The organism is Actinosynnema sp. NPDC004786 (genome assembly GCF_053601135.1).
Map to the genome: position 1 here is coordinate 220,507 of NZ_JBSGBG010000006.1, position 19,734 is coordinate 240,240.

Here is a 19,734-nt window from a genome sequence, read left to right on the forward strand (position 1 = left end):
TGGAGGAGCCATGAACCAGCGCATCGCCGCCGCGTTGATCGGCGCCACTATGGGACTGGCCACGTTCGCCGGTTCGACCATCGCCGTCTCGGCCGCCGCGCCCGAGGAGCACAAACCCCAGCTCCAGCAGGACGAGGTCACGAAGGTGATCTGCCGCGTGCTGGAGGAGCTGGACCTGCTGGAGGAACCCGCCCTGGCCGACCTGGTCGAGAAGCTGGGCTGCAAGAAGCAGAGCCCGACCTCCACCACGACGGCGCCCAGCTCGACCTGACGGGACGGCCGGCGCTGACGCGGGGTGAGCGCCGTGCCCCGGGGTGCGGTCCGAGTGATCGGATCGCACCCACTCTCCGTGATCGCACCCCGTCTTGATCGCCCGATTGGGTAAGCAATCCGCCACGGTCGCCGCCAATTCATCGGATGTGCACGGCCGCACACCGCGAATCCCTTGCCACCGCCGCCCCCACGGCAGAGCATGGACGCCGTGCGTGACCTCCTGACCGAGCGTGCGGTGCTCGGCCTCATCGCGACCTTGGCCGTCCTGGGCCTGTTCGTGATGCTCTGCCGCGCCCGCCGGGTCAGCACGTCGGTCGAGGACGCGGTGATGGACATGCTGCACCGCATGTCGAAGGCGTCGGCCGACCTGCGCGAGGGGCTGACCGAGGACGCGGCCAACAAGGCGACGCCGCACCTGCGGGAGATGCTGCGGTGCGTCGCGGTCGGCATCACCGACCACGAGGACACGCTCCTGTCGTGGGACGGCGGCGCGAACGACCACTACGAGTTCCTGCGCCCCTACATCGAGCGCGCCATCGGCGAGGGCCACAAGGAGCACGTCGAGCACCGCAAGCTCGACTGCGAGCTGCCCGGCCCGTGCTCGCTGCACAGCGCCGTGATCGTGCCGCTGGTGGTGGAGGGCGACGTCGCCGGCACGCTGATCGTGGTCAGCGGGGTGGCGAACAAGCGGCAGATCCGGATGGCGGAGGAGACCGCGCGGTTCGTCTCCACCCAGCTCGAGCTGGAGGTGCTGCAGAAGTCCCGGCAGGCGCTGGCGCAGGCCGAGGTCCGGGCGCTGCGGGCGCAGATCTCGCCGCACTTCGTCTACAACGCGCTCAACACGATCTCGTCGCTGATCCGCACCGACCCCGCGCACGCGCGGGAGCTGCTGCAGGAGTTCGCCGAGTTCACCCGCTACTCGTTCCGCACCGACGGCTTCTTCACCACGCTGGCCGACGAGCTGACCAACATCCACCGCTACCTGACCATCGAGCAGGCGCGGTACGGGTCGAGGCTGAACGTGCGGCTGAAGATCGCGCCCGAGGTGCTCCAGGTCGTGCTGCCGTTCCTGGTGCTGCAACCGCTGGTGGAGAACGCGGTCCGGCACGGCCTGGCCAAGAAGCCCGGCGGCGGGCTGCTGACGATCATCGCCGAGGACAACGGCGCGGAAGCGCTGATCTCCGTCGAGGACGACGGCGTCGGCATGGACCCGGACCGCCTGTTCGAGGACCTGAAGGACGCCCACCAGACCGGCGCCCACGTGGGCCTGGGCAACATCAACCACCGGATGCGGGCGGTGTTCGGCGACGACTACGCGCTGGTCGTGGAGACCGCGCCGGACGCCGGCATGAAGATCATCCTCAAGATCCCGAAGTACAGCCGGGGCGTGCAGACCAACCTGCCCCTGGTGCCGCCGCGGCTGGAGGACACCACCGAGCAGCCCGCCGTGCGCGCGTGACGTCCCGCGCCGGGGGTCACGCGGCGGCGATCGCCAGGACCGTGACCACCATGACCGCGCACATGCCCCACGACATCCACATCCAGTAGACGTGCATCGCGGTCGGGCCGTCGGCGTTCTTGCGCCCGCGGTCGTCCCACCACTCGACGTAGCGTTCGAGCCACCGGAACGGGTTGAACGTCACCGCTCGATGGTAGCCGCGCGCGCCGCCGCTTCCCGGCCACACTCCCCGCCGGGCCCACGTAAGGTCGGGGCATGAGCGTGACGGACAAGATCGCGGCCCGGCTGCCGAAGATCGTCAGCGAGCGGACCGAGCGCGGCCCCGTGGTGGCCGCCGTCCGCCTGCACGGCGTCATCACCCCGACGCCCTCGCCGATGGCCCGCAACACCATCAACGTGCAGACCGTGGAGAGCGCGCTGACCCGCGCGTTCGACCACGACCGGCTGGTCGCGGTCGCCCTGCTGATCAACTCGCCCGGCGGCGCGCCCACCCAGTCGGCGCTGGTCGGCGAGCGCATCCGCGAGCTGGCCGCGAAGAAGAAGGTGCCGGTCCTGGCGTTCTGCGAGGACCTGGCGGCCTCCGGCGGCTACTGGCTGGCCTGCGCGGCCGACGAGATCTACGCCCACGGCACGTCCCTGGTGGGGTCGATCGGCGTGGTCAGCGCCGGGTTCGGGCTCAACGGCCTGATCGAGCGCTACGGCGTCGAGCGGCGCGTGCACACGGCCGGGGAGAACAAGGTCCGCCTCGACCCGTTCAGCCCGGAGAAGCCCGAGGACGTCGAGTGGCTCAAGGGCCTGCAGGCGCAGCTGCACGAGCAGTTCGCCGCCTGGGTCAGGCAGCGGCGCGGCGCGAAGCTGAAGGGCACCGACGACGAGCTGTTCAACGGCGAGGTGTGGACCGGAGCGAAGGCCGTCGAGCTGGGCCTGGTCGACGGGCTGGGCACGCTGCGCGGCGTCGTGGCGGAGCGCTACCCGGACGCCGACATCGCGGTCGCCGAGCCCCGCCGACCCCTCCTGGCCCGTCTCGGGCTCGCCGGCGCCACCACCCGATCGGGCGACTTCCTGCTGGACGGGTTGGCGGCGTTGGAGGAGCGGGCGCGCTGGTCGCGATTCGGCTTGTGAGGTCACGGCCGCGCGGCCGTCCGGCAACCGGCGTAGACAGCGACCCCGCCGGGTCGGCAAGATGCGCGGCACAGTGAGTACCCCAGTGAACAATCGCGCGGACCACTCGGGGCTCCTCGTCCTGGCGGTGGACGACGAGGCACCCGGTCTGAGCGAGATCAAGTACCTGCTCGAAAGCAGCCCGCACATCCGACGCGTGCTCACGGCCTTCGACGCGGCCGAGGCACTGCGCATCCTCCGGGGTGACTACGACGTCGAGGTGATGGACCGCACCCGGGCCGGGCTACCGCCGGTCGACGCCGTGTTCGCCGACATCAACATGCCGGGGTTGAGCGGCACGGACCTCGCGCGCGTGCTCGGCGCGTTCCGCGCGCCGCCGGCGTTGGTGTTCGTCACGGGGGTCGAGCACTCGGAGGCCGTGGTGGCCTTCGAGGTGGGCGCGCTGGACTTCGTCACCAAGCCGATCAACGCCGACCGGGTCAACAAGGCGATCTCGCGGGTCGTCGACCGGGTCGCCGCGACCCCGGCGGTGACCCCGGAGCCGGCCGCGGAGCCGCAGGACGACGAGGTGATCCCGGTCGAGCTGGGCGGCACGATCAAGCTCGTGCCGCGGGCCACCGTGCGCTACGTCGAGGCGCAGGGCGACTACGCTCGCCTGCACACCAACGACGGCGCCAGCCACCTGGTGCGCATCCCGCTGGCCCAGCTGGAGGAGCGCTGGGAGAACGCGGGCTTCGTGCGCATCCACCGCTCCTTCCTGGTGGCGCTGCCGCTGGTGACCGAGCTGCGGATGACGTCGAACGGGTACGCGGTGGTGATCGGGTCGGGCGAGGGGGCGAAGGAGCTGCCGGTGAGCCGGCGGCACACGCGTGAGCTGAAGGAGCGGATCGTGCGCCCCCCCAAGAGCAGTTGGGGATGACCAAGCACTCCGGCCCCCCCGGCCAACCGGACCAGCCGCAGCCGGCCGAACGCGACGCCTGGCTGTCGGTGTCGGCGCGCAAGAACCGCCGGCGGCGCGTGGTCCTGGCGGACCCGCGCGGGCGCGGGCGGGTGCTGCGCACGATCATCGAGCTGGAGGAGCAGACCAGCGTCGGCGAGAAGCTGATCCGCGACCTGATCAGGACCCAGCTGCGGACCGGCCTGGCGCTCGGCGGCGGCACGCTGGTGCTGCTCGCGTCGCTGCCGTTGCTGTTCTACCTCGTGCCGTCGTTGTCGGACGTGCAGTTCCTGGGCGTGCGGCTGCCGTGGCTGCTGCTGGCGCTGCTGCCGTTCCCGCTCCTGTACGGGGTGGGCTACGCGTACCGAAGACTGGCGGAGAGCCACGAGCAGGACTTCGTGAGTTCGGTGGACCGGTGATCGACAACCCGTGGAGCCTGGTGCTCGTCGGCGTGATGGCGCTGCTGACGTTCTCGTTGGGCTACGTGGGTTCCCGCCGCGCCAACACGACCCCCGACTTCCTGGTGGCCCGCCGCGCCGTGCCCGCCACCCGCAACGCCGCGGCGATCTCCGGCGAGTACCTGTCCGCCGCGTCGTTCCTCGGCGTGGCCGGGCTGGTGCTCAAGGACGGGATCGACGCGCTGTGGTACCCGATCGGCTTCACCGCCGGGTACCTGGCGATGATGCTGTTCGTGGCCGCGCCGCTGCGGCGGTCCGGCGCGTACACGCTGCCCGACTTCGCCGAGGCCCGGCTCGGCCCGTCCAACCTGCGGAAGTTCTGCACGTTCTTCGTGATCTGCATCGGCGTGCTGTACCTGGTGCCGCAGTTGCAGTCGGCCGGGCTGACGCTGAACACGATCACGGGCCTGCCCGCGTGGCTGGGCGGCGTGCTGGTGACCGCGATCGTGGTGGTGAACGTCCTCGGCGGCGGCATGCGCGCGATCACGCTGGTGCAGGCGTTCCAGTACTGGGGCAAGCTGTTCGCGATCGCCGCGCCGACGTTCGTGCTGTTCGCGTTGTTCCTGACCGGGCCGGACAACGGCGCGCAGCCGGTGGACGCCGCGGGCGTGCTGCGGTTCCCCGAGGACGTCGAGGTGACCACGGTCGACCCGGTCCGGGTGCGGGTGGACGTGCCGGTCGAGCTGTCCGCGACGGGCGTGGTGAACGGCTCGCCCGCGGACGGGCCGGTGTACTGGACGACCGGCCTGCACGAGGTGGGCGCGGACACCGAGCTGCGGTTCGCCGCCGGCTCGCCGGTGCCCGTGGTGGAGGGGTCGCCGACGTCCAACGAGGACTGGCTGCGACCGCAGACAGACGGCCTGTCGGGGCTGTTCGAGACGTACTCGCTGATCTTTGCGACGTTCCTGGGCACGATGGGCCTGCCGCACGTGCTGGTGCGGTTCTACACCAACCCGGACGGGCGGGCGGCCCGGCGCACGGCGTTGCACGTGCTGTACCTGCTGGGGTTGTTCTACCTGTTCCCGACCGTGCTGGGCGTGATCTCGCGGCAGTACCTGCCGCAGTTGCTGGTGACGGGCAAGACCGACGCGGCGGTGCTGCTGCTGCCGACCACGATGCAGCCGAACCCGCTGGGGCAGGTGCTGGGCGCGGTGGTGGCGGCGGGCGCGTTCGCGGCGTTCCTGTCCACGTCGTCCGGGCTGCTCGTGTCGGTGGCCGGGGTGGTGTCGACGGACATCCTGCCGGGCAAGGTGCGCGACTTCCGGTGGGCCACGGTGCTGACGGGCGCGGTGGCGATCGGGTTGGCGCTGCTGCTGCCGCGCGCGGACGCGTCGTTGACGGTGGCGATGTCGTTCGCGCTGGCGGCGTCCACGTTCTGCCCGTTGCTGCTGCTGGGGATCTGGTGGCGCGGGTTGACCTGGGTCGGCGCGGTGGCCGGGCTGGTCGTCGGCGGCGGGCTGGTGATCGGCTCGCAGGTGGTGACCGTGGTCAGCTCCTACACCGGCGGCTGGGCGCCGACGGTGTTCTCGCAGCCGGCGCTGGTGACGGTGCCGGCGGCGTTCCTGACCATGGTGATGATCAGCAAGCTGACCGCGCGCCGCAAACCCGACGACGTGAACCAGATCCTGCTGCGGCTGCACGCCCCGGACCCGCTGGGGTTCATGCGCGACCGGGACGTGCAGCGGTTCGGCACGGCGGAGGAGAAGGCCCGCGTCACGGAGCGGAGCCGCGGCGGCGACACGCCGCCGTCGCCCTGAGACACCCGCTCGACGGCACCGCTTCGTGATATCGCTCACACGCGCTCGGCGCGGTCCCGGGCCCGGTTCGCGGCCTCCGGGAGCGCTCCCTGCGACGGGTAACCCGGTCATGACCTGCGCGGTACCCGTTCGGCCCTGAGGCGTGATCGCTGAGAGTGGACCTAGGTCTCGATCGGGTGAAGATAACCACACCGATCCGGTTACCGGTGATTTCGATCACCCGAGTGGCACTTCGTCTCAGCATTACTACCGCTCATCGCATCACTCGACAGTTGAGCGCAACGCCACACGAAAGGTCTTTCAGGCGTGACCCAGGTCTCCCTACGGTGCACGGCGTATCAGGAACGCACCAGGAGGACTTACGTGCCGTTCACACCGTCGTCAAGTACGCGAGGAGGGGACCGTGAGCACCTCTGAGCAGCACACCCCAGCCGACGCCCAGGGCAACCACAACTGGGTCGAAGTGCAGAACAGCCCCGACTTCCGGCAGCTCCGGCGGCGGCTGCGCAGCTTCGTCTTCCCCATGGCCGGACTCTTCCTGGCCTGGTACCTGCTGTACGTCCTGCTGGCCGACTACGCGCACGACTTCATGTCGACCAAGCTCTTCGGCAGCAACATCAACGTGGGCCTGATCCTCGGCCTGCTGCAGTTCGTGTCCACGTTCCTCATCACCACGCTGTACGTGCGGCACGCGAACAAGAACCTCGACCCCACCGCGGAGAAGATCCGCAACGAGCTCGAAGGGGGTCAAGCGTGAACGGCAACGCCCTGCTGAACATCGGCATCTTCGGCATCTTCGTCGCGGCAACCCTGGTCGTCGTCGTCCGGGCCAGCCGCAACACGAAGACCGCGGCCGACTACCTCGCCGCCGGCCGCGCGTTCACCGGCCCGCAGAACGGTGTCGCCATCGCGGGCGACTACCTGTCCGCCGCGTCGTTCCTCGGCATCGCGGGCGCGATCGCGCTCAACGGCTACGACGGCTTCCTGTACTCCATCGGCTTCCTGGTGGCGTGGCTGGTCGCGCTGCTGCTGGTCGCGGAGCTGCTGCGCAACACCGGCAAGTACACGATGGGCGACGTGCTGAGCTTCCGCATGCGGCAGCGCCCGGTGCGCGCCGCGGCGGCGACGTCGACCATGGCCGTGTCGTTCTTCTACCTGCTGGCGCAGATGGCGGGCGCGGGCGGCCTCGTCGCGCTGCTGCTCAACATCACCGGCAAGGTCGGCCAGGCGATCGTGATCGCGGTCGTCGGCGCGCTGATGATCGCCTACGTGCTCATCGGCGGCATGAAGGGCACCACCTGGGTGCAGATCATCAAGGCGGTGCTGCTGATCGTCGGCGCCGGCGTGATGACGCTGTGGGTGCTCGCCAAGTTCGGCCTGAACCTGTCGGGCCTGCTCGGCTCGGCCGTGGAGAACGCGCCGAAGGCGGGCGAGAAGCTGCTCGGCCCCGGCCTGCAGTACGGCGCGACCGGCACGTCGAAGCTCGACTTCCTGTCGCTGGCGCTCGCGCTGGTGCTGGGCACGGCCGGCCTGCCGCACATCCTGATGCGCTTCTACACGGTGCCGACCGCGAAGGAAGCGCGCCGCTCGGTGGTGTGGGCGATCTGGCTGATCGGCCTGTTCTACCTGTTCACCCTCGTCCTGGGCTACGGCGCCGCGGCGCTGGTGGGCCCGGACAAGATCCGGTCGGCGCCGGGCGGGGCGAACTCCGCCGCGCCGCTGCTCGCCGAGGCGCTGGGCGGTCCGCTGCTGCTGGGCCTGATCGCGGCGGTCGCGTTCGCCACGATCCTCGCCGTGGTGGCCGGCCTGACGATCACCGCGTCGGCGTCGTTCGCGCACGACATCTACGCGAACATCATCAAGAAGGGCGCGGTCGAGGACAAGGACGCCGAGGTCAAGGTGGCGCGCAGGACCGCCATCGTGATCGGCATCGTGTCGATCGTCGGCGGCATCGCGGCCAACGGCCAGAACATCGCGTTCCTGGTGGCGCTGGCGTTCGCCGTGGCGGCGTCGGCGAACCTGCCGACCATCCTGTATTCGCTGTTCTGGAAGCGGTTCAACACCTCGGGCGCGCTGTGGAGCATCTACGGTGGCCTCGCCGTGACGATCACGCTGATCGTGCTGTCGCCCGCGGTGTCCGGCAAGCCGACCTCGATGTTCAAGGACCTCGACTTCGCCCTGTTCCCGCTGTCCAACCCGGGCATCGTGTCGATCCCGGTGGCGTTCCTGCTCGGCTACCTCGGCACGATCCTGTCGAAGGAGCACGACAAGGAGAAGTACGCGGAGATGGAGGTGCGCGCCCTCACCGGCGTCGGCGCCGAGAAGGCGGTCGCGCACTAGCCGCCGTCCGCCCGCCGCGATCCGCACGCCGGTCGTCGTCCTCCCGGGGACGGCGGCCGGCGTGCTCCTTATCCCCCGCTTATGACCACCGTGGCAGCATGGAGCCGTGACCGTTCCCAGCGTTGAAGTGTCCGGGGTGCCGGCGGAACTGCCGGCGGGCAAGGTGCTGCTCGACGTCCGCGAGGCGGACGAGTGGGCGGCCGGCCACGCGCCCGGCGCCCTGCACATCCCGATGAGCGAGTTGGCGGGCCGGCTCGGCGAACTGCCCGACGACACCGAGTTCTACGTCGTGTGCCGCGCGGGCGGCCGTTCCGCGCGGGTCACGCAGTACCTGAACGCCAACGGGTGGGACGCCACCAACGTCGACGGCGGGATGCAGGTGTGGGCCGCCCAGGGCCGGCCGCTGGTCGCCGAGGTCGACGGCGCGGAGCCCGAGGTCATCTGACATGGCGCTGCGGCCGTTGCGGGTGGACTGGGTGGCGAGCCCGCCGCCCGGCGCCTACCCGCACCGTCGCCCCGGCGCGCCGCGCCGGGGCTACACCGGCCCGCCGTCGTACCCGGTGCCGCCGCGCTGGGGCTTCCCGCTGCTGGCGTGGCGCTGGCCCACGTCCGTGGCCACGGACGACCGCCCCGCCGACACCGTCGACCAGGTGCAGCGGGTGGCGCGGACCGCGTCGCACGCGCTGGGCCTGGCCGCGCTGACCGCCCTGTGGGCGGCGGGCAGCGAGATCTGGCGTTACGTGTTGCTGCTGCTCAGCCGCTACGGCGCGTTGTCCGCGACCACGGTCGGCGTGTCGGACGCGATGGTCGTGGCGTCGTCGGTGGTGATGGTCGTCGCGTCCGCGACGGCCCTCGTCTTCACCCTCCTGTGGCTGCGCCGGGCCCGCAACGCCGCCGCCGCGGAGGCGGGCTACGGCCCGTCGAGGTCGGACCACGAGGTGTTGCTCGGCCTCGTCGTGCCCGGCGTCAACCTCGTCGTGCCCGGCTCGGTCCTGGCCGAGCTGGAGCACGCCGCGTGCCGCGCGCCCGCCACCACCCGCCCCGCCCCGTCGAAGCTGCTGCGCTGGTGGTGGGGGTTGTGGGCGGCCGCCGGCCTGTTCGCCGCGTTCACCCTCGCCTGGGGGTTCCGCGACGGGGTGCAGGCCCTGGCCGACGGCGTGCTCTTCCACGCCGTGGCCGACCTGCTGGCCGCCGCCGTGGCGATCGTGACGGCGGTGGTGGTCCGCCGCATCACCACGCTGCTGCTGCCGGTGGAGGCGGGCGCGATCCGCCGCATGCGGGTGGTGGACGTCAAGGACGCCCCGGCGCCCGCCCTGCGCCCGGTCCGCCCGTCGGGTTCGCCGCGCTGACCCGTTCGGCCGGGAAGTCCGCCCGGGTCCGCGTGCCGACCGCCTGGTGCCGGCCCGAGCCGGTCGCGGGCTGACCGGCGGCCCCGGTTGTTCAGCGGTCGTTCCCCCGGCGGTCGTTGGGCGCCCGGCCGACCCCGTGCCACGGTGGCCCCATGCGGGCACTCGTGGCAGCTCTGGTCCTCTCCGTCTTGGTCCCCGGCGTGGCGGCGGCGCACGGCGGCAAGCGGCAGTTCGACCTGCAGGCGCACCGGGGAGGGATCGGGCTGACGGTCGAGAGCACCCTGGCGGCGTTCGGCAAGGCGCTCGAACTGGGCGTGACGACCCTCGAACTGGACGTCCAGATCACCAAGGACGGCCGCGAGGTCGTGACGCACGACCGCCGGACCAACCCGGCGAAGTGCCTGGACACCGCGCCCGCGTTCCCCGGCGACCCGGCGTTCCCCTACGCCGGCCGGTACGTGAAGGACCTGACGTTCGCGCAGGTCCGCACGCTGGACTGCGGGTCGACCCGCTGGTCGCAGTACCCGGAGCAGGAGCTGTCGCCGGGCGCGCGGATGCCGACCCTGGCCGAGGTGTTCGACCTGGCCCGCCGCCACCGCGCGTTCGACGTGAAGTTCAACATCGAGACCAAGGTCGAGGCCGCCGCGCCGCACGAGACCGCGCCGCGCGAGCAGTTCGTGGCGGTCACCGCCCGCGAGATCCGCGCGTCCGGCTTCCTCCGCAACGTCACCGTCCAGTCGTTCGACTGGGGCACGCTCATGCTGTGGCGCGAGGTCGAGCCGCGCGTGCCGCTGGTCGCGCTGACCCAGCCCGAGTTCCTGCGCCCCGGCTCGCCGTGGACCGGCGGGCTCGACCTGGCCGACTTCGGCGGCAGCGTGGTCGAGGCGGTCAAGAGCTTCGGCGCGTCCGCGCTGTCCCCGGTCCACGGCAACCCGCAGAACGGGGAGGTCGGCGACCCGGACTACGTGCCGTTCACCACCAAGGCCCTGGTGGACGAGGCGCACGCGCACGGCCTGAAGGTCGTCCCGTGGACCGTCAACGACCCGGCCACCATGCACAAGCTCATCGACGACGGCGTGGACGGCATCATCACCGACTACCCGGACCGGCTGCGCACCGTGATGGCCGACCGCGGGCTCAAGCTGCCGAAGCGGCACCCGCTCAAGCGGTAGGCCCCGCCGCGGCTACCGGCGGGGAGCCGTGAGCGGCAGGTCGTGCAAGCCCCGGATGACGAACTCGGCCCGCCGGCGCGGTTCCGCGGCCCGTTCCGCGCCCGGCAGCTTGCGGACCAGCGCGGACAGCGCGGCCCGCACCTCGATCCGGGCCAGCGGCGCGCCCAGGCAGTAGTGGATGCCCATGCCGAACCCCAGGTGCGGGTTCGGGTCGCGGGACAGGTCGAAGGTGTCCGGGTCGCGGAACACCAGCGGGTCGCGGGCCGCCGCGCCCAGCAGCGCGGCGATCTTCTCGCCCGGCTCGACCCGGTACCCGGCGATGGTGACCGGCTCGGTCGCGGTGCGCTCGAACAGCTGCAGCGGCGAGTCGTAGCGGATCAGCTCCTCCACCGCCGTGGGCAGCAGGTCCGGGTCGGCCACCAGGCGACGCCACTCGTCCGGGTGCCCCATCAACGCGTGCACGCCGTTGCCGATGACGTTCACCGTGGCCTCGTGGCCCGCCATGAGCAGCAGCACGGCGGTCGACACCAGCTCGTCCTCGGTCAGCTTCGCGCCGTCCGAGTCGGTGACCGCCACCAGGTCGGACACCAGGTCGTCGCCGGGCGAGGCGCGCCGCAGCGCGACCAGGCCGCGCAGGTAGGCGACGAACTCGGTGGCCGCGCGCTCGGCCGCGGCCCGCTTGTCCTCGGCCAGGTCGTACTCGTACATCTTCACGATCGCGTTCGACCACGGCTGCAGCAGCGGCCGGTCCCCGGCGGGCACGCCGAGCAGCTCCGCGATCACCTCGACCGGCAGCGGCGCGGCCACGTGGGCCAGCAGGTCGGCCTGGCCGTCGGCGCGGATCGCGGCCGCCAGGTCGTCCACGAGCCGGTCGGCCAGGTCGGTGATCCACGGCCGCAGCCGCTCCACGTGGCCGCGGCCGAACGCGGCGGCCACCAGCCGTCGCAGCCGGGTGTGCGTGGGCGGCTCGTTCTCCAGCATCGAGTTGCGGTGCAGCAGGTTGAACGACCCGAACAGGTCCAGCGGCTCCGCGTCGCTCCAGATCCGGCCGAGCGACCGGTGCCGCAGCACCGCCGACGCCGCCGCGTGCGACACCGCCACCGCGACGCCCATCCCCTCGTGCCAGTGGACCTCGCCCTCCGCGCGCAGGGCGGCGAACGCGGGGTAGGGGTTCGCGATGAACGCGGGGTCGTGCTGGTCGAAGGACGCCACGGTGACGGACGGTAGGTCTAGAGCGAGGCTCGCGTCCATCCGAGTGTGGTTGTTCTTTCAAATATTCAGCGAGCTGTGACATCGCGTAGTCGGGTTGACCGCCCGCGTGCCTCACCAGGACCATTGCCCAGCGTGTCGCCCGAAGTCATCGCCCACCGCGGCGCGTCCACCCGACGGCCGGAGCACACCCTCGCCGCGTACGAGCTGGCCCTGCGCCAGGGCGCGGACGGGCTGGAGTGCGACGTGCGGCTGACCAGGGACGGGCACCTGGTCTGCGTGCACGACCGCACGATCGACCGCACCAGCGGCGGCTCCGGGGCGGTCGGCGCGATGACCCTGGCCGAGCTGCGCCGGCACGACTTCGGCAGCTGGCACGGCGGCGAGCCGGCCGAGGTGCTCACGCTGGCCGCGCTGCTGGGGTTCGCGGCCGACCACGGCACGCGGCTGTTCGTCGAGACCAAGCACCCCGTCCGGCGCCGGGGCGCGGTGGAGCGGCGGCTCGCCGAGGAGCTGGGCCGGCACCGGGTCGACGTGGTCATGATGTCGTTCTCCGTCTTCGCCGTGCACCGGTTCAAGCAGCTGCGGCCGGAGGTGCCGACGGTCCTGCTCTACGACCGGCTGTGGCCCCGCACCCGGCCCCGCTTCGCCGACTTCGCCGGACCCGGCGTTCACCTGCTCAAGCGTCACCCGGACCGGGGAGAGGGCGTCTACGCGTGGACGGTGGACGACCCGGCCGACATCGCGCTGTGCCGGGAGCGGGGCGTGCGGTTCCTCGCGACCAACAACCCGGAGGAGACCCGCCGGCACCTTGCGGATAACTTGACGCCCGACCAGCCCTGAGACCGAGGAGGCGCGGTGGCGAAGCGGACAGCCGTGAAGACCAAGCCGGCGGACGGCGTGAACCCGCGGCAGCCGTGCCCGTGCGGCTCCGGCAAGCGCTACAAGGCGTGCCACGGTTCGGCGGGCGGCGCGGCGGACGTCATCGTGTCGCGCCCGTTCCAGGGCCTGGCCGCCGAGGCCGAGCTGATCGCGCTGCGCGAGTTCGTGCCCTCGGCGACGGTGAAGCTGCCGCTCAAGGACGACTCCGGTCGGGACATCGTGCTGGCGACCGTGCTGCCGATGGCGGCGGCGGGCCTGGTCCGGGCGGACGGCACCGCGTTCGTGGGCCTCCAGGTGCAGACCCGTTCCGGCGACCTGAGCCGCGACCTGGCCCGTGCCGTGCAGTGGGCACTGCGGGCGAAGACCGGTGACGCGCTCGCCGTCGTCGGCCCGGACGACGGCTCGAACCCCGGCCGGTTGCAGGACCTGCTCGACGTCGAGGCGACGTTGAGCCCCGAGCTGCACCCCGACTTCGCGTGGTGGCTGCCGCCGGACAACGAGCCGGCGGGCGAGGTCGCGCTGTCCCTGGAACGCGCGAACGCCGCGATCCTGCCCACCGAGCGCCTCACCGCCCCCGGCGTGGACGCCGCGTACTGGGTGGACGCGGGCGACAAGGCGCACCTGCGCTGGGTGCGGCCGGAGCCCGAGGAGGCGCTGCTGGCGGCGCTGGCCCGGCTGTCCGTGCGGGGCGAGCTGGACCTGGGCGAGGGGTCGCGGTACGCGGGCTCGTTCCGGGCGCACGGCCTGCTCGTGCCCGTGTGGGACCTGGACCGCGAGCTGCACTCCAGCGAGTGGGCGCCCGGCGCGGAGGCGTTGGGCAAGCGTTTGCGGGACGCTCTGACCAGCCTGGACGACGAGCCGCTCACCGAGGCGGAGCGGCGGGCGCGGGACGGTCTGCGCGGCCGGCAGATCACCCTCCGCTAGCGGCTGTCCACAGCTATCCCCAGCTTTGTCCACAGGACCTGTGGACAACCCAGGAGGCGGCGTGATCCTGCGGATCAGTGCGAAGGCGGACTGGCGGAGGGCGCGCGAGGACGGCGCGATCCCGCTCGACCCGGACGGGTTCGTGCACTGCTCCGACCCGGGCACCGTGCACCTGCCCGCCAACCGCCTGTACCGCGACCGGCACGACCTCGTGCTGCTCGTGATCGACCCGGAGGGCCTGCCCGTGCTGTGGGAGCCGGGCGAGACCGAGGACGGTCCGTGGTTCCCGCACGTCTACGGGCCGATCCCGGCCGACGCGGTGGTCGCCGTGCACGAGTTCGCGCCGGACGCGGACGGCGCGTTCCGGCCGTTGCCCGTCCTCTGACCCGACCGCCTCCGACCCGACCGGGCCCTCCGACCGGCCACGCGGTCCGACCGGCTTCCGTCGGCGAACGCGCACGTCGGCCGGTGGCGGCGGCGCGGCCGGGAGAAACTGGAGGCCGACCTCCCGGGCGCGGTCGCCGGGTCCGGGGTCGACCGGCTGGAGGGGTGACGGTGGAGCCTGACGACCGGTCGCCGGAGCTGTCCGCCGGCCCGCGCGCCAGCCTGAGACGGGTGCTCCTGGCGGCGCTGCTGCTGCTGGCCGCGTGCGACGTGGCTCCCCGGCCGGTGCCGACCACGGCCGGGGTGAGCGAAACGGTCGGGGCGGACGGCACGCCGGTGCTGGACTCGCGCGGCGTCGGGCGGGTCCGGCTGGGCATGACCCTGGCGGAGTTGGAGGCCACCGGCGAGGTCGGCGGCGACGTGACCACGGCCGAGTTCTCCTGCCCGATCCGCGAGCTGAAGATCACGAAGGGCTGGGTCGGCCTCCAGGACGGCGTCGCGGTGGAGATCCGGGCCGAGGGCGGCGTCCGCACCCCGGAAGGGCTGCGCGTCGGCGACTCGCGGGCGCGCATGCACGAGGTCTACCCGGACGTGCGGCAGTACCCGCACGGGTTCACCCGCGAGGTGGACCCGGCGACCCGGTACAAGTTCTTCTTCGAGAACGCGGGCGACACGCTCACCGGCATCGGCCTGGTGCGGACCGACCGGGGCTGCCTGACGTGAGACGCCCGCCACCGCGCGGGTGACGGGCGTCGGTCGCCGCGGGGCTCAGAGCGCGCCGCCGGCGGCCCGGGGGGCGCTGCCGTCGACGTCCTCGCCCACCGACTCGCGGGTCAGGAAGTTCTCCACGTGGAACAGGTTGCCCTCGGCCCGGTCGATCACGGTGAGCAGCGTGCTCATCGAGGCGACCTCCTCCACCTGCTCCTTGAGGAACCACTGGAGGAACTGCTCGCCGATGTAGTCGCCCTCGTCGCGGGCCGTCTTGGCGAGGGTGACGATCTGCTCGGTGACCTTCTTCTCCTGCTCCAGCGCGAGCGCGACCGGCTCGCGGGGCGCGGTGAAGTCGTTGCGCACGTCGTCCACGCCCGGAATGGCCACCGGCAGCCCGTTGTCCATCAGGTACTGCACGATCATCATCGCGTGGTTGCGCTCCTCCAGCGCCTGCTTGTAGAAGTGCGACGCGAGGCGCGGCAGGTCGTTGGCGTCGAACCAGACCGCGATGGCCACGTACTGCTGCGAGGCCGTGAACTCGTTGCGCACCTGCTCGCGGAGCAGGTCGTGGAACTTCGAGGAACGCGCGGAGGAAATCTTCTTCAAGTTGACAGCCATACTCGAAGAATACCCCGGAAGTGTTGTTCAATGCATTAAAGGTAAGGCTTGCCAAGTTGAGGAAAGGGTTGCCGAAGAAAGGTGAGGCAACCCTTTCCCGGATTGTTCAGACCAGCGGCGCGCGGTCGATCGGGCACGACATGCAGCGCGGGCCGCCGCGGCCGGAGCCCAGTTCGGAGCCGCTGATCCGGATCACCTCGACGCCCGCGTCCTCCAGCCGCGCGTTCGTCTCCACGTTCCGCTCGTAGGCGACCACCAGGCCCGGTCCGACGGCGAGGGTGTTGTTGCCGTCGTCCCACTGCTCCCGTTCGGCGGTCACCGGGTCGAGCCCGGTGTCGATGACGCGCAGCCTCTCGATGCCCATCGCCTCGGCCGCCGCCTCCAGGAACGGCCGCCGGTCGTCCACCACGACGCCGCCCGAGCCGTCGGACCGGACGGGGAAGGCGAACAGGTTGTCCCGCACCGCCGGGTACATCACCACCGCGTCCCGGTCGACCATCGTGCACACCGTGTCCAGGTGCATGGTGGCCCGCTCCTGGGTGATCGGCACCGCGAGCACGGTGTGCGCCAGGCCGTCGGCCAGCGCGGACCTGGCGAACGACTCCGCGCCCGCCGGCGTGGTCCGCTCGCCGACGCCGATCGCCAGCACGCCCGGCGCGAGCAGCAGCACGTCGCCGCCCTCGACCGGCGCCGAGTGCGCGCCGTACGCGCGGCCGGTCTCGCGGAACCGCGGGTGGTAGGCGTAGATCAGGTCGGTCAGCGCGGTCTCCCGGTCGCGCGCGGGCAGCGCCAGCGACGTGATCGCGACCCGGTCGCCCACCCACACCGACGAGTCGCGGGTGAACAGCAGGTTCGGCAGCGGGTCGACGGCGAAGTCGATCGGGTGGTGCATCTTGCGCACCAGCGACGCGCCCTCGGCCGCGGGCAGCTCCTCGAACGTCATGCCGGTCATCAGCGCGGTGGCGAGCTGCTCCGGGTCGATCGAGGCCAGGTGCGAGCGCAACGCGTCGGCCAGGTCGATGCCCAGCCGCCGCTCGTTGACCGCGCTGTGGATGCCCGCGATCCGGGCCCGGTCGTCGTGCAGCGCCTCGACCAGCAGGTCGGCCAGCAGCAGCACCTCGACCCCGCGCCCGCGCAGCAGCTCGGCGAACGCGTCGTGCTCCTCCTGGGCCCGGTCGACCCACGGCACGCCGTCGAACAGGAGCTGGTCGTTGTTGCGCGGCGTGAGCCGCTTCAGCTCGGCGCCGGGACGGTGCAGCAGCACCGTGCGCAGGCGGCCGACCTCGCTGTCGACGCGGGGCGCGGCGGCCGGCACGCCGTGGGGGGACGCGGTCTGGGCGATGTGCGCAGTCACGGGTCGAGGGTAACCCGAGGTCGGTCGGTTCAGCAGCTCCGAGTGGCCTGTTCCGGCGAAACTCGATCGTATGACGGCCTGAGAATAGCGATTCGTTGCGTCATTGCGACCATGCGTGCCCGGAACGTTGCGTCGTGACGTGGACTGCCGGCCCGGTGCTCCCGGTGCGGGATGATCGTGTCCTAACCGGGAGGATCAGTGGCGGACTTACGCTTGTTCATCGACGCGCCGGGCGGGGCCGCCCCGGCGACCGCGCAGTTGGCGCAGGAGCTGGTCAGGGGCGCCAGGGTGGACGCCCGACCCGCGCCGGCGGCGTCGCCGGAGGGCTCCAAGACCGGCACGGCCGCGTCCCTCGCCGAACTCGTCCTCAACGGCGCGCTGCCCGCCGCGGTGGCCGCCGCGGTCGCGTCCGTCGTCACGTCGTTCGTGCAGCGCGGCGGCGCCCGCAAGGTGACGATCAAGCGCGGCGACGACGAGATCACCGTGGAGGGCGTGGACGCCCGCTCGCAGAAGGCGGCGCTGGAGGCGTGGTTGCGCGACCGCGAGAGCGAGGGGTGAGGTGGGTCGGTACGCCCTCCTCGTCGCCACCGGCGAGTACGAGGACGTCCGGCTGAGCCGGCTGCGCGCGCCCGAGCAGGACGTGGAACGGCTCGCCGCCCTGCTGGAGGACCCCGACGTCGGCGGGTTCACCCGCGTGGAGGTGCTGCGGGACCGGGCCGACCACGAGATCCGCCGCGCCGTCGAGGAGCTGCTCGCGCCGCGCGAGGCCGACGACCTGGTGCTGCTGTACTTCTCGTGCCACGGCCTGACCACGCCCGCGCGCCGGCTGTACTTCGCCGCGACCAACACGGTGCAGGACCGGCCCGCCGGCACCGCGATCCCGCGGTCGTTCCTCAACGAGCAGCTCGAGGACTGCCGGGCGGCCGGCCGGGTCCTGGTGCTGGACTGCTGCTTCAGCGGCGCGTTCGTAGAGGGGTTCAAGGCGGCCGGCACGAGCGTGCTGGACGACGTGGGCTCCGGGTACGTGGTGATGACCGCGTCCAACGCCTACGAGTACGCGTTCGAGCAGGACTCGCTGTCGCTGGACGCGCCGGTCGCGTCGCTGTTCACCGACGTGCTGATCCAGGGCCTCGCAGGCGGTGACGCCGACCTCGACGGCGACGGCTGGGTCGACGTGGACGAGCTGTTCAAGTACGCGCAGGCGCAGGTGCGGGGCAGGCGGCCCGACCAGACGCCGCAGTACTTCGCGCACGGTTCGACGCGGCCGCCGCGGATCGCGCGGGCCGGTGGCGCCCGGGATCGCCGGCCGGGGACCGCCGCGTCGTACACGTCCGGGCAGCTGCTGGTGGCACGCGGGTTCCGGGCGGCGGCCGAACCGGTGTGCCGGACGTTGGGGCCGATGGGCCGGCGGGCCGTGGTGTTCGTGGACCGGCGGCCGGTGGAGCTGTCGGACGCGTCGGCGATCGTGGCCGCGTTCCAGCCCGACGACCCGCGCGACTCGCTCGGCGCGGGCTACGTGCGCGACCTCGTGGAGGAGGTGCGGCGGGAGGCCGGTGACGGCGCGGCGTCGGCGGTGGCCGTGGCGCGCGGCGCGATCGGCGGCCTGGTCGACGCGATGCGCGACGGGCACAACCCGGTGCGGCTGATGCGCGGCGTCACGGCCGCCGCCGCCCGCGCGGTCGAGCTGATCGCGGAGGCCGCGACGCCGCTGGAGCAGGCGGACGTGCCGGCGCTGGCGACGGCCGCGGCGGGCAGCGCGGAGATCGGCGCGCTCGTCGGGCAGGTGGTGGCGGCGACCGGCAGGCGCGGCCCGATCCTGGTGGAGGAGAGCAAGGGCTTCGCGCTGGAGTACGAGATCAACCGGGGTGTGCGCGTCGACAGCGGCTACGCGTCGAGCCTGTTCGTGACCGACCGGGTGCGGCAGGAGGCCGTGCTGGTGGACCCCTGGGTGCTGCTCGTGGCCGGCACCCTGCCGCACCGGGTCGCGGCCGGGTTGGGGAACCGGCTCGCGGCCGTCATCGGCCGGGACGAGGCGCTGCTCGTGGTGTGCGAGGAGCTGTCGCACGGCGCGCTCACCGAGCTGCTGCGGCTGGGCGAGCACCGGCCGGTCGTCGCCACCGTGGCCGACCAGGACCGGCTGAACCGCCTCCGCAACACGGTCGGCGGCACGGTCTTCGACGTCGACCTGCTGGAAACGGTGTCCACGCGGTCGCTCGGCAAGGCGGAGAAGGTCGTCGTCGGGGCCCGGGAGACCCTGGTCTACGTGGGCCGCTCGCAGCTCGGCAACGCGGCGGGCCTGATCCGCGCCACCGCCTCGGACCTGCCGAAGGTGGAACGTGCCGTCCGCGCCGTGCGCAGCGCCGCCCACGAGGGCGTCCTGCGCGGGGGCGGCGTGGGCCTGTCCGAGCTGGGCACGCGCCTCGCGGCCGACGCCACCGGCACCCCCGAGGAGGTCGCCGGCTGGCGCGCGTTCGCCGCCGCCCTCGCCGAACCGGCCGACCGCATCGCCGAGAACGCCGCCCTGACCGTGGCCGACCTGGACCCGGCCCTGCTCGACTCGGCCGGCGTGGCCCGCACCGTCGTGACCGCCGCCGCCCGCACCACCTCCCGCTTCCTCCTGATCGGCTGACCCCCGCGCGTGTCCTACCCTCAGAACGCGCGTGTCCTACCTCCAGAACGCGTGAGTCCTAGAGCGTTATTCAGAAGGTCACCAGCCTTGGCGGTAGTGCTCGAGGTTGGTGACGATGCGGATGACGGTGGGGAGTTCGGCCAGGCGTGCGCGGTA

Annotated in this window: 21 protein-coding genes; 17 read left to right on the plus strand and 4 right to left on the minus strand. The window is 72.4% G+C overall.

Going from position 1 to position 19,734, the window contains the following annotated elements:
• The first annotated feature begins 10 nt into the window (after positions 1 to 10).
• Together ACWEFJ_RS07825 and ACWEFJ_RS07830 are read left to right on the plus strand one after the other, a co-directional pair.
• On the plus strand, positions 11 to 271 hold the full coding sequence (locus tag ACWEFJ_RS07825; RefSeq protein WP_449713256.1) for a hypothetical protein: 261 nt from the start codon (positions 11 to 13) through the stop codon (positions 269 to 271).
• 201 nt (positions 272 to 472) lie between these two features.
• Positions 473 to 1,732, plus strand: a complete 1,260-nt coding sequence (locus tag ACWEFJ_RS07830) for a histidine kinase (protein ID WP_378086472.1) — start codon at positions 473 to 475, stop codon at positions 1,730 to 1,732.
• A gap of 16 nt (positions 1,733 to 1,748) precedes the next feature.
• On the opposite strand, the gene ACWEFJ_RS07835 is transcribed toward ACWEFJ_RS07830, so the two are convergent.
• Complete coding sequence (locus tag ACWEFJ_RS07835) at positions 1,749 to 1,916, minus strand: hypothetical protein (protein ID WP_378086474.1); 168 nt, start codon at positions 1,914 to 1,916, stop codon at positions 1,749 to 1,751.
• A gap of 71 nt (positions 1,917 to 1,987) precedes the next feature.
• On the opposite strand from ACWEFJ_RS07835, the gene ACWEFJ_RS07840 reads away from it, so the two are divergent.
• From ACWEFJ_RS07840 to ACWEFJ_RS07880, 9 genes are all read left to right on the plus strand, one after another.
• Positions 1,988 to 2,854: a S49 family peptidase gene (locus ACWEFJ_RS07840; protein WP_378086476.1), complete on the plus strand. Its 867-nt coding sequence runs from the start codon at positions 1,988 to 1,990 to the stop codon at positions 2,852 to 2,854.
• A gap of 61 nt (positions 2,855 to 2,915) precedes the next feature.
• Positions 2,916 to 3,773, plus strand: coding sequence for a LytR/AlgR family response regulator transcription factor (locus ACWEFJ_RS07845; protein WP_378086478.1), 858 nt, complete (start codon positions 2,916 to 2,918; stop codon positions 3,771 to 3,773).
• Positions 3,770 to 4,210: a hypothetical protein gene (locus ACWEFJ_RS07850; protein WP_378086480.1), complete on the plus strand. Its 441-nt coding sequence runs from the start codon at positions 3,770 to 3,772 to the stop codon at positions 4,208 to 4,210. Before ACWEFJ_RS07845 ends, ACWEFJ_RS07850 begins: the two co-directional genes overlap by 4 nt.
• Before the next feature lie 35 nt (positions 4,211 to 4,245).
• A complete protein-coding gene (locus tag ACWEFJ_RS07855; RefSeq protein WP_378086507.1) occupies positions 4,246 to 6,006 on the plus strand; it encodes a sodium/solute symporter in 1,761 nt (586 codons plus the stop codon).
• A gap of 403 nt (positions 6,007 to 6,409) precedes the next feature.
• Positions 6,410 to 6,763: a DUF485 domain-containing protein gene (locus ACWEFJ_RS07860; RefSeq protein WP_378086482.1), complete on the plus strand. Its 354-nt coding sequence runs from the start codon at positions 6,410 to 6,412 to the stop codon at positions 6,761 to 6,763.
• On the plus strand, positions 6,760 to 8,346 hold the full coding sequence (locus ACWEFJ_RS07865) for a solute symporter family protein (protein WP_449713257.1): 1,587 nt from the start codon (positions 6,760 to 6,762) through the stop codon (positions 8,344 to 8,346). The genes ACWEFJ_RS07860 and ACWEFJ_RS07865 overlap by 4 nt, the downstream gene beginning before the upstream one ends.
• Positions 8,347 to 8,452: 106 nt before the next feature.
• On the plus strand, positions 8,453 to 8,791 hold the full coding sequence (locus ACWEFJ_RS07870) for a rhodanese-like domain-containing protein (RefSeq protein WP_378086486.1): 339 nt from the start codon (positions 8,453 to 8,455) through the stop codon (positions 8,789 to 8,791).
• A gap of 1 nt (position 8,792) precedes the next feature.
• On the plus strand, positions 8,793 to 9,695 hold the full coding sequence (locus tag ACWEFJ_RS07875) for a DUF4328 domain-containing protein (protein WP_378086488.1): 903 nt from the start codon (positions 8,793 to 8,795) through the stop codon (positions 9,693 to 9,695).
• A 152-nt stretch (positions 9,696 to 9,847) separates the two neighbouring features.
• On the plus strand, positions 9,848 to 10,867 hold the full coding sequence (locus ACWEFJ_RS07880) for a glycerophosphodiester phosphodiesterase (protein WP_378086490.1): 1,020 nt from the start codon (positions 9,848 to 9,850) through the stop codon (positions 10,865 to 10,867).
• A gap of 12 nt (positions 10,868 to 10,879) precedes the next feature.
• Here the strand turns inward: ACWEFJ_RS07880 and ACWEFJ_RS07885 are convergent, their stop codons facing one another.
• A complete protein-coding gene (locus ACWEFJ_RS07885; protein WP_449713258.1) occupies positions 10,880 to 12,118 on the minus strand; it encodes a cytochrome P450 in 1,239 nt (412 codons plus the stop codon).
• Positions 12,119 to 12,211: 93 nt separating this feature from the next.
• On the opposite strand from ACWEFJ_RS07885, the gene ACWEFJ_RS07890 reads away from it, so the two are divergent.
• The 4 genes from ACWEFJ_RS07890 to ACWEFJ_RS07905 all read left to right on the plus strand — a co-directional run bounded on the left by ACWEFJ_RS07890 (position 12,212) and on the right by ACWEFJ_RS07905 (position 14,989).
• Positions 12,212 to 12,919, plus strand: a complete 708-nt coding sequence (locus ACWEFJ_RS07890; RefSeq protein ID WP_449713259.1) for a glycerophosphodiester phosphodiesterase family protein — start codon at positions 12,212 to 12,214, stop codon at positions 12,917 to 12,919.
• Positions 12,920 to 12,934: 15 nt separating this feature from the next.
• Complete coding sequence (locus tag ACWEFJ_RS07895; RefSeq protein ID WP_378086495.1) at positions 12,935 to 13,882, plus strand: DUF5926 family protein; 948 nt, start codon at positions 12,935 to 12,937, stop codon at positions 13,880 to 13,882.
• A 61-nt stretch (positions 13,883 to 13,943) separates the two neighbouring features.
• Positions 13,944 to 14,267 carry a DUF952 domain-containing protein gene (locus tag ACWEFJ_RS07900; protein WP_449713260.1) on the plus strand — a complete coding sequence of 108 codons (324 nt, stop codon included), beginning with the start codon at positions 13,944 to 13,946 and terminating at the stop codon, positions 14,265 to 14,267.
• A 170-nt stretch (positions 14,268 to 14,437) separates the two neighbouring features.
• Complete coding sequence (locus ACWEFJ_RS07905) at positions 14,438 to 14,989, plus strand: hypothetical protein (RefSeq protein ID WP_449713261.1); 552 nt, start codon at positions 14,438 to 14,440, stop codon at positions 14,987 to 14,989.
• A gap of 45 nt (positions 14,990 to 15,034) precedes the next feature.
• Here ACWEFJ_RS07905 and ACWEFJ_RS07910 read toward each other — a convergent pair whose 3' ends face one another.
• Together ACWEFJ_RS07910 and ACWEFJ_RS07915 are read right to left on the minus strand one after the other, a co-directional pair.
• Positions 15,035 to 15,595 carry a ferritin gene (locus tag ACWEFJ_RS07910; protein WP_378092048.1) on the minus strand — a complete coding sequence of 187 codons (561 nt, stop codon included), beginning with the start codon at positions 15,593 to 15,595 and terminating at the stop codon, positions 15,035 to 15,037.
• A gap of 106 nt (positions 15,596 to 15,701) precedes the next feature.
• Positions 15,702 to 16,949, minus strand: a complete 1,248-nt coding sequence (locus ACWEFJ_RS07915; RefSeq protein WP_378092050.1) for an arginine deiminase — start codon at positions 16,947 to 16,949, stop codon at positions 15,702 to 15,704.
• 198 nt (positions 16,950 to 17,147) lie between these two features.
• On the opposite strand from ACWEFJ_RS07915, the gene ACWEFJ_RS07920 reads away from it, so the two are divergent.
• Both ACWEFJ_RS07920 and ACWEFJ_RS07925 read left to right on the plus strand, forming a co-directional pair.
• Positions 17,148 to 17,507: a hypothetical protein gene (locus tag ACWEFJ_RS07920; protein WP_378092052.1), complete on the plus strand. Its 360-nt coding sequence runs from the start codon at positions 17,148 to 17,150 to the stop codon at positions 17,505 to 17,507.
• A gap of 1 nt (position 17,508) precedes the next feature.
• Positions 17,509 to 19,578, plus strand: a complete 2,070-nt coding sequence (locus tag ACWEFJ_RS07925) for a caspase, EACC1-associated type (protein ID WP_449713262.1) — start codon at positions 17,509 to 17,511, stop codon at positions 19,576 to 19,578.
• Positions 19,579 to 19,734: the final 156 nt, after the last annotated feature.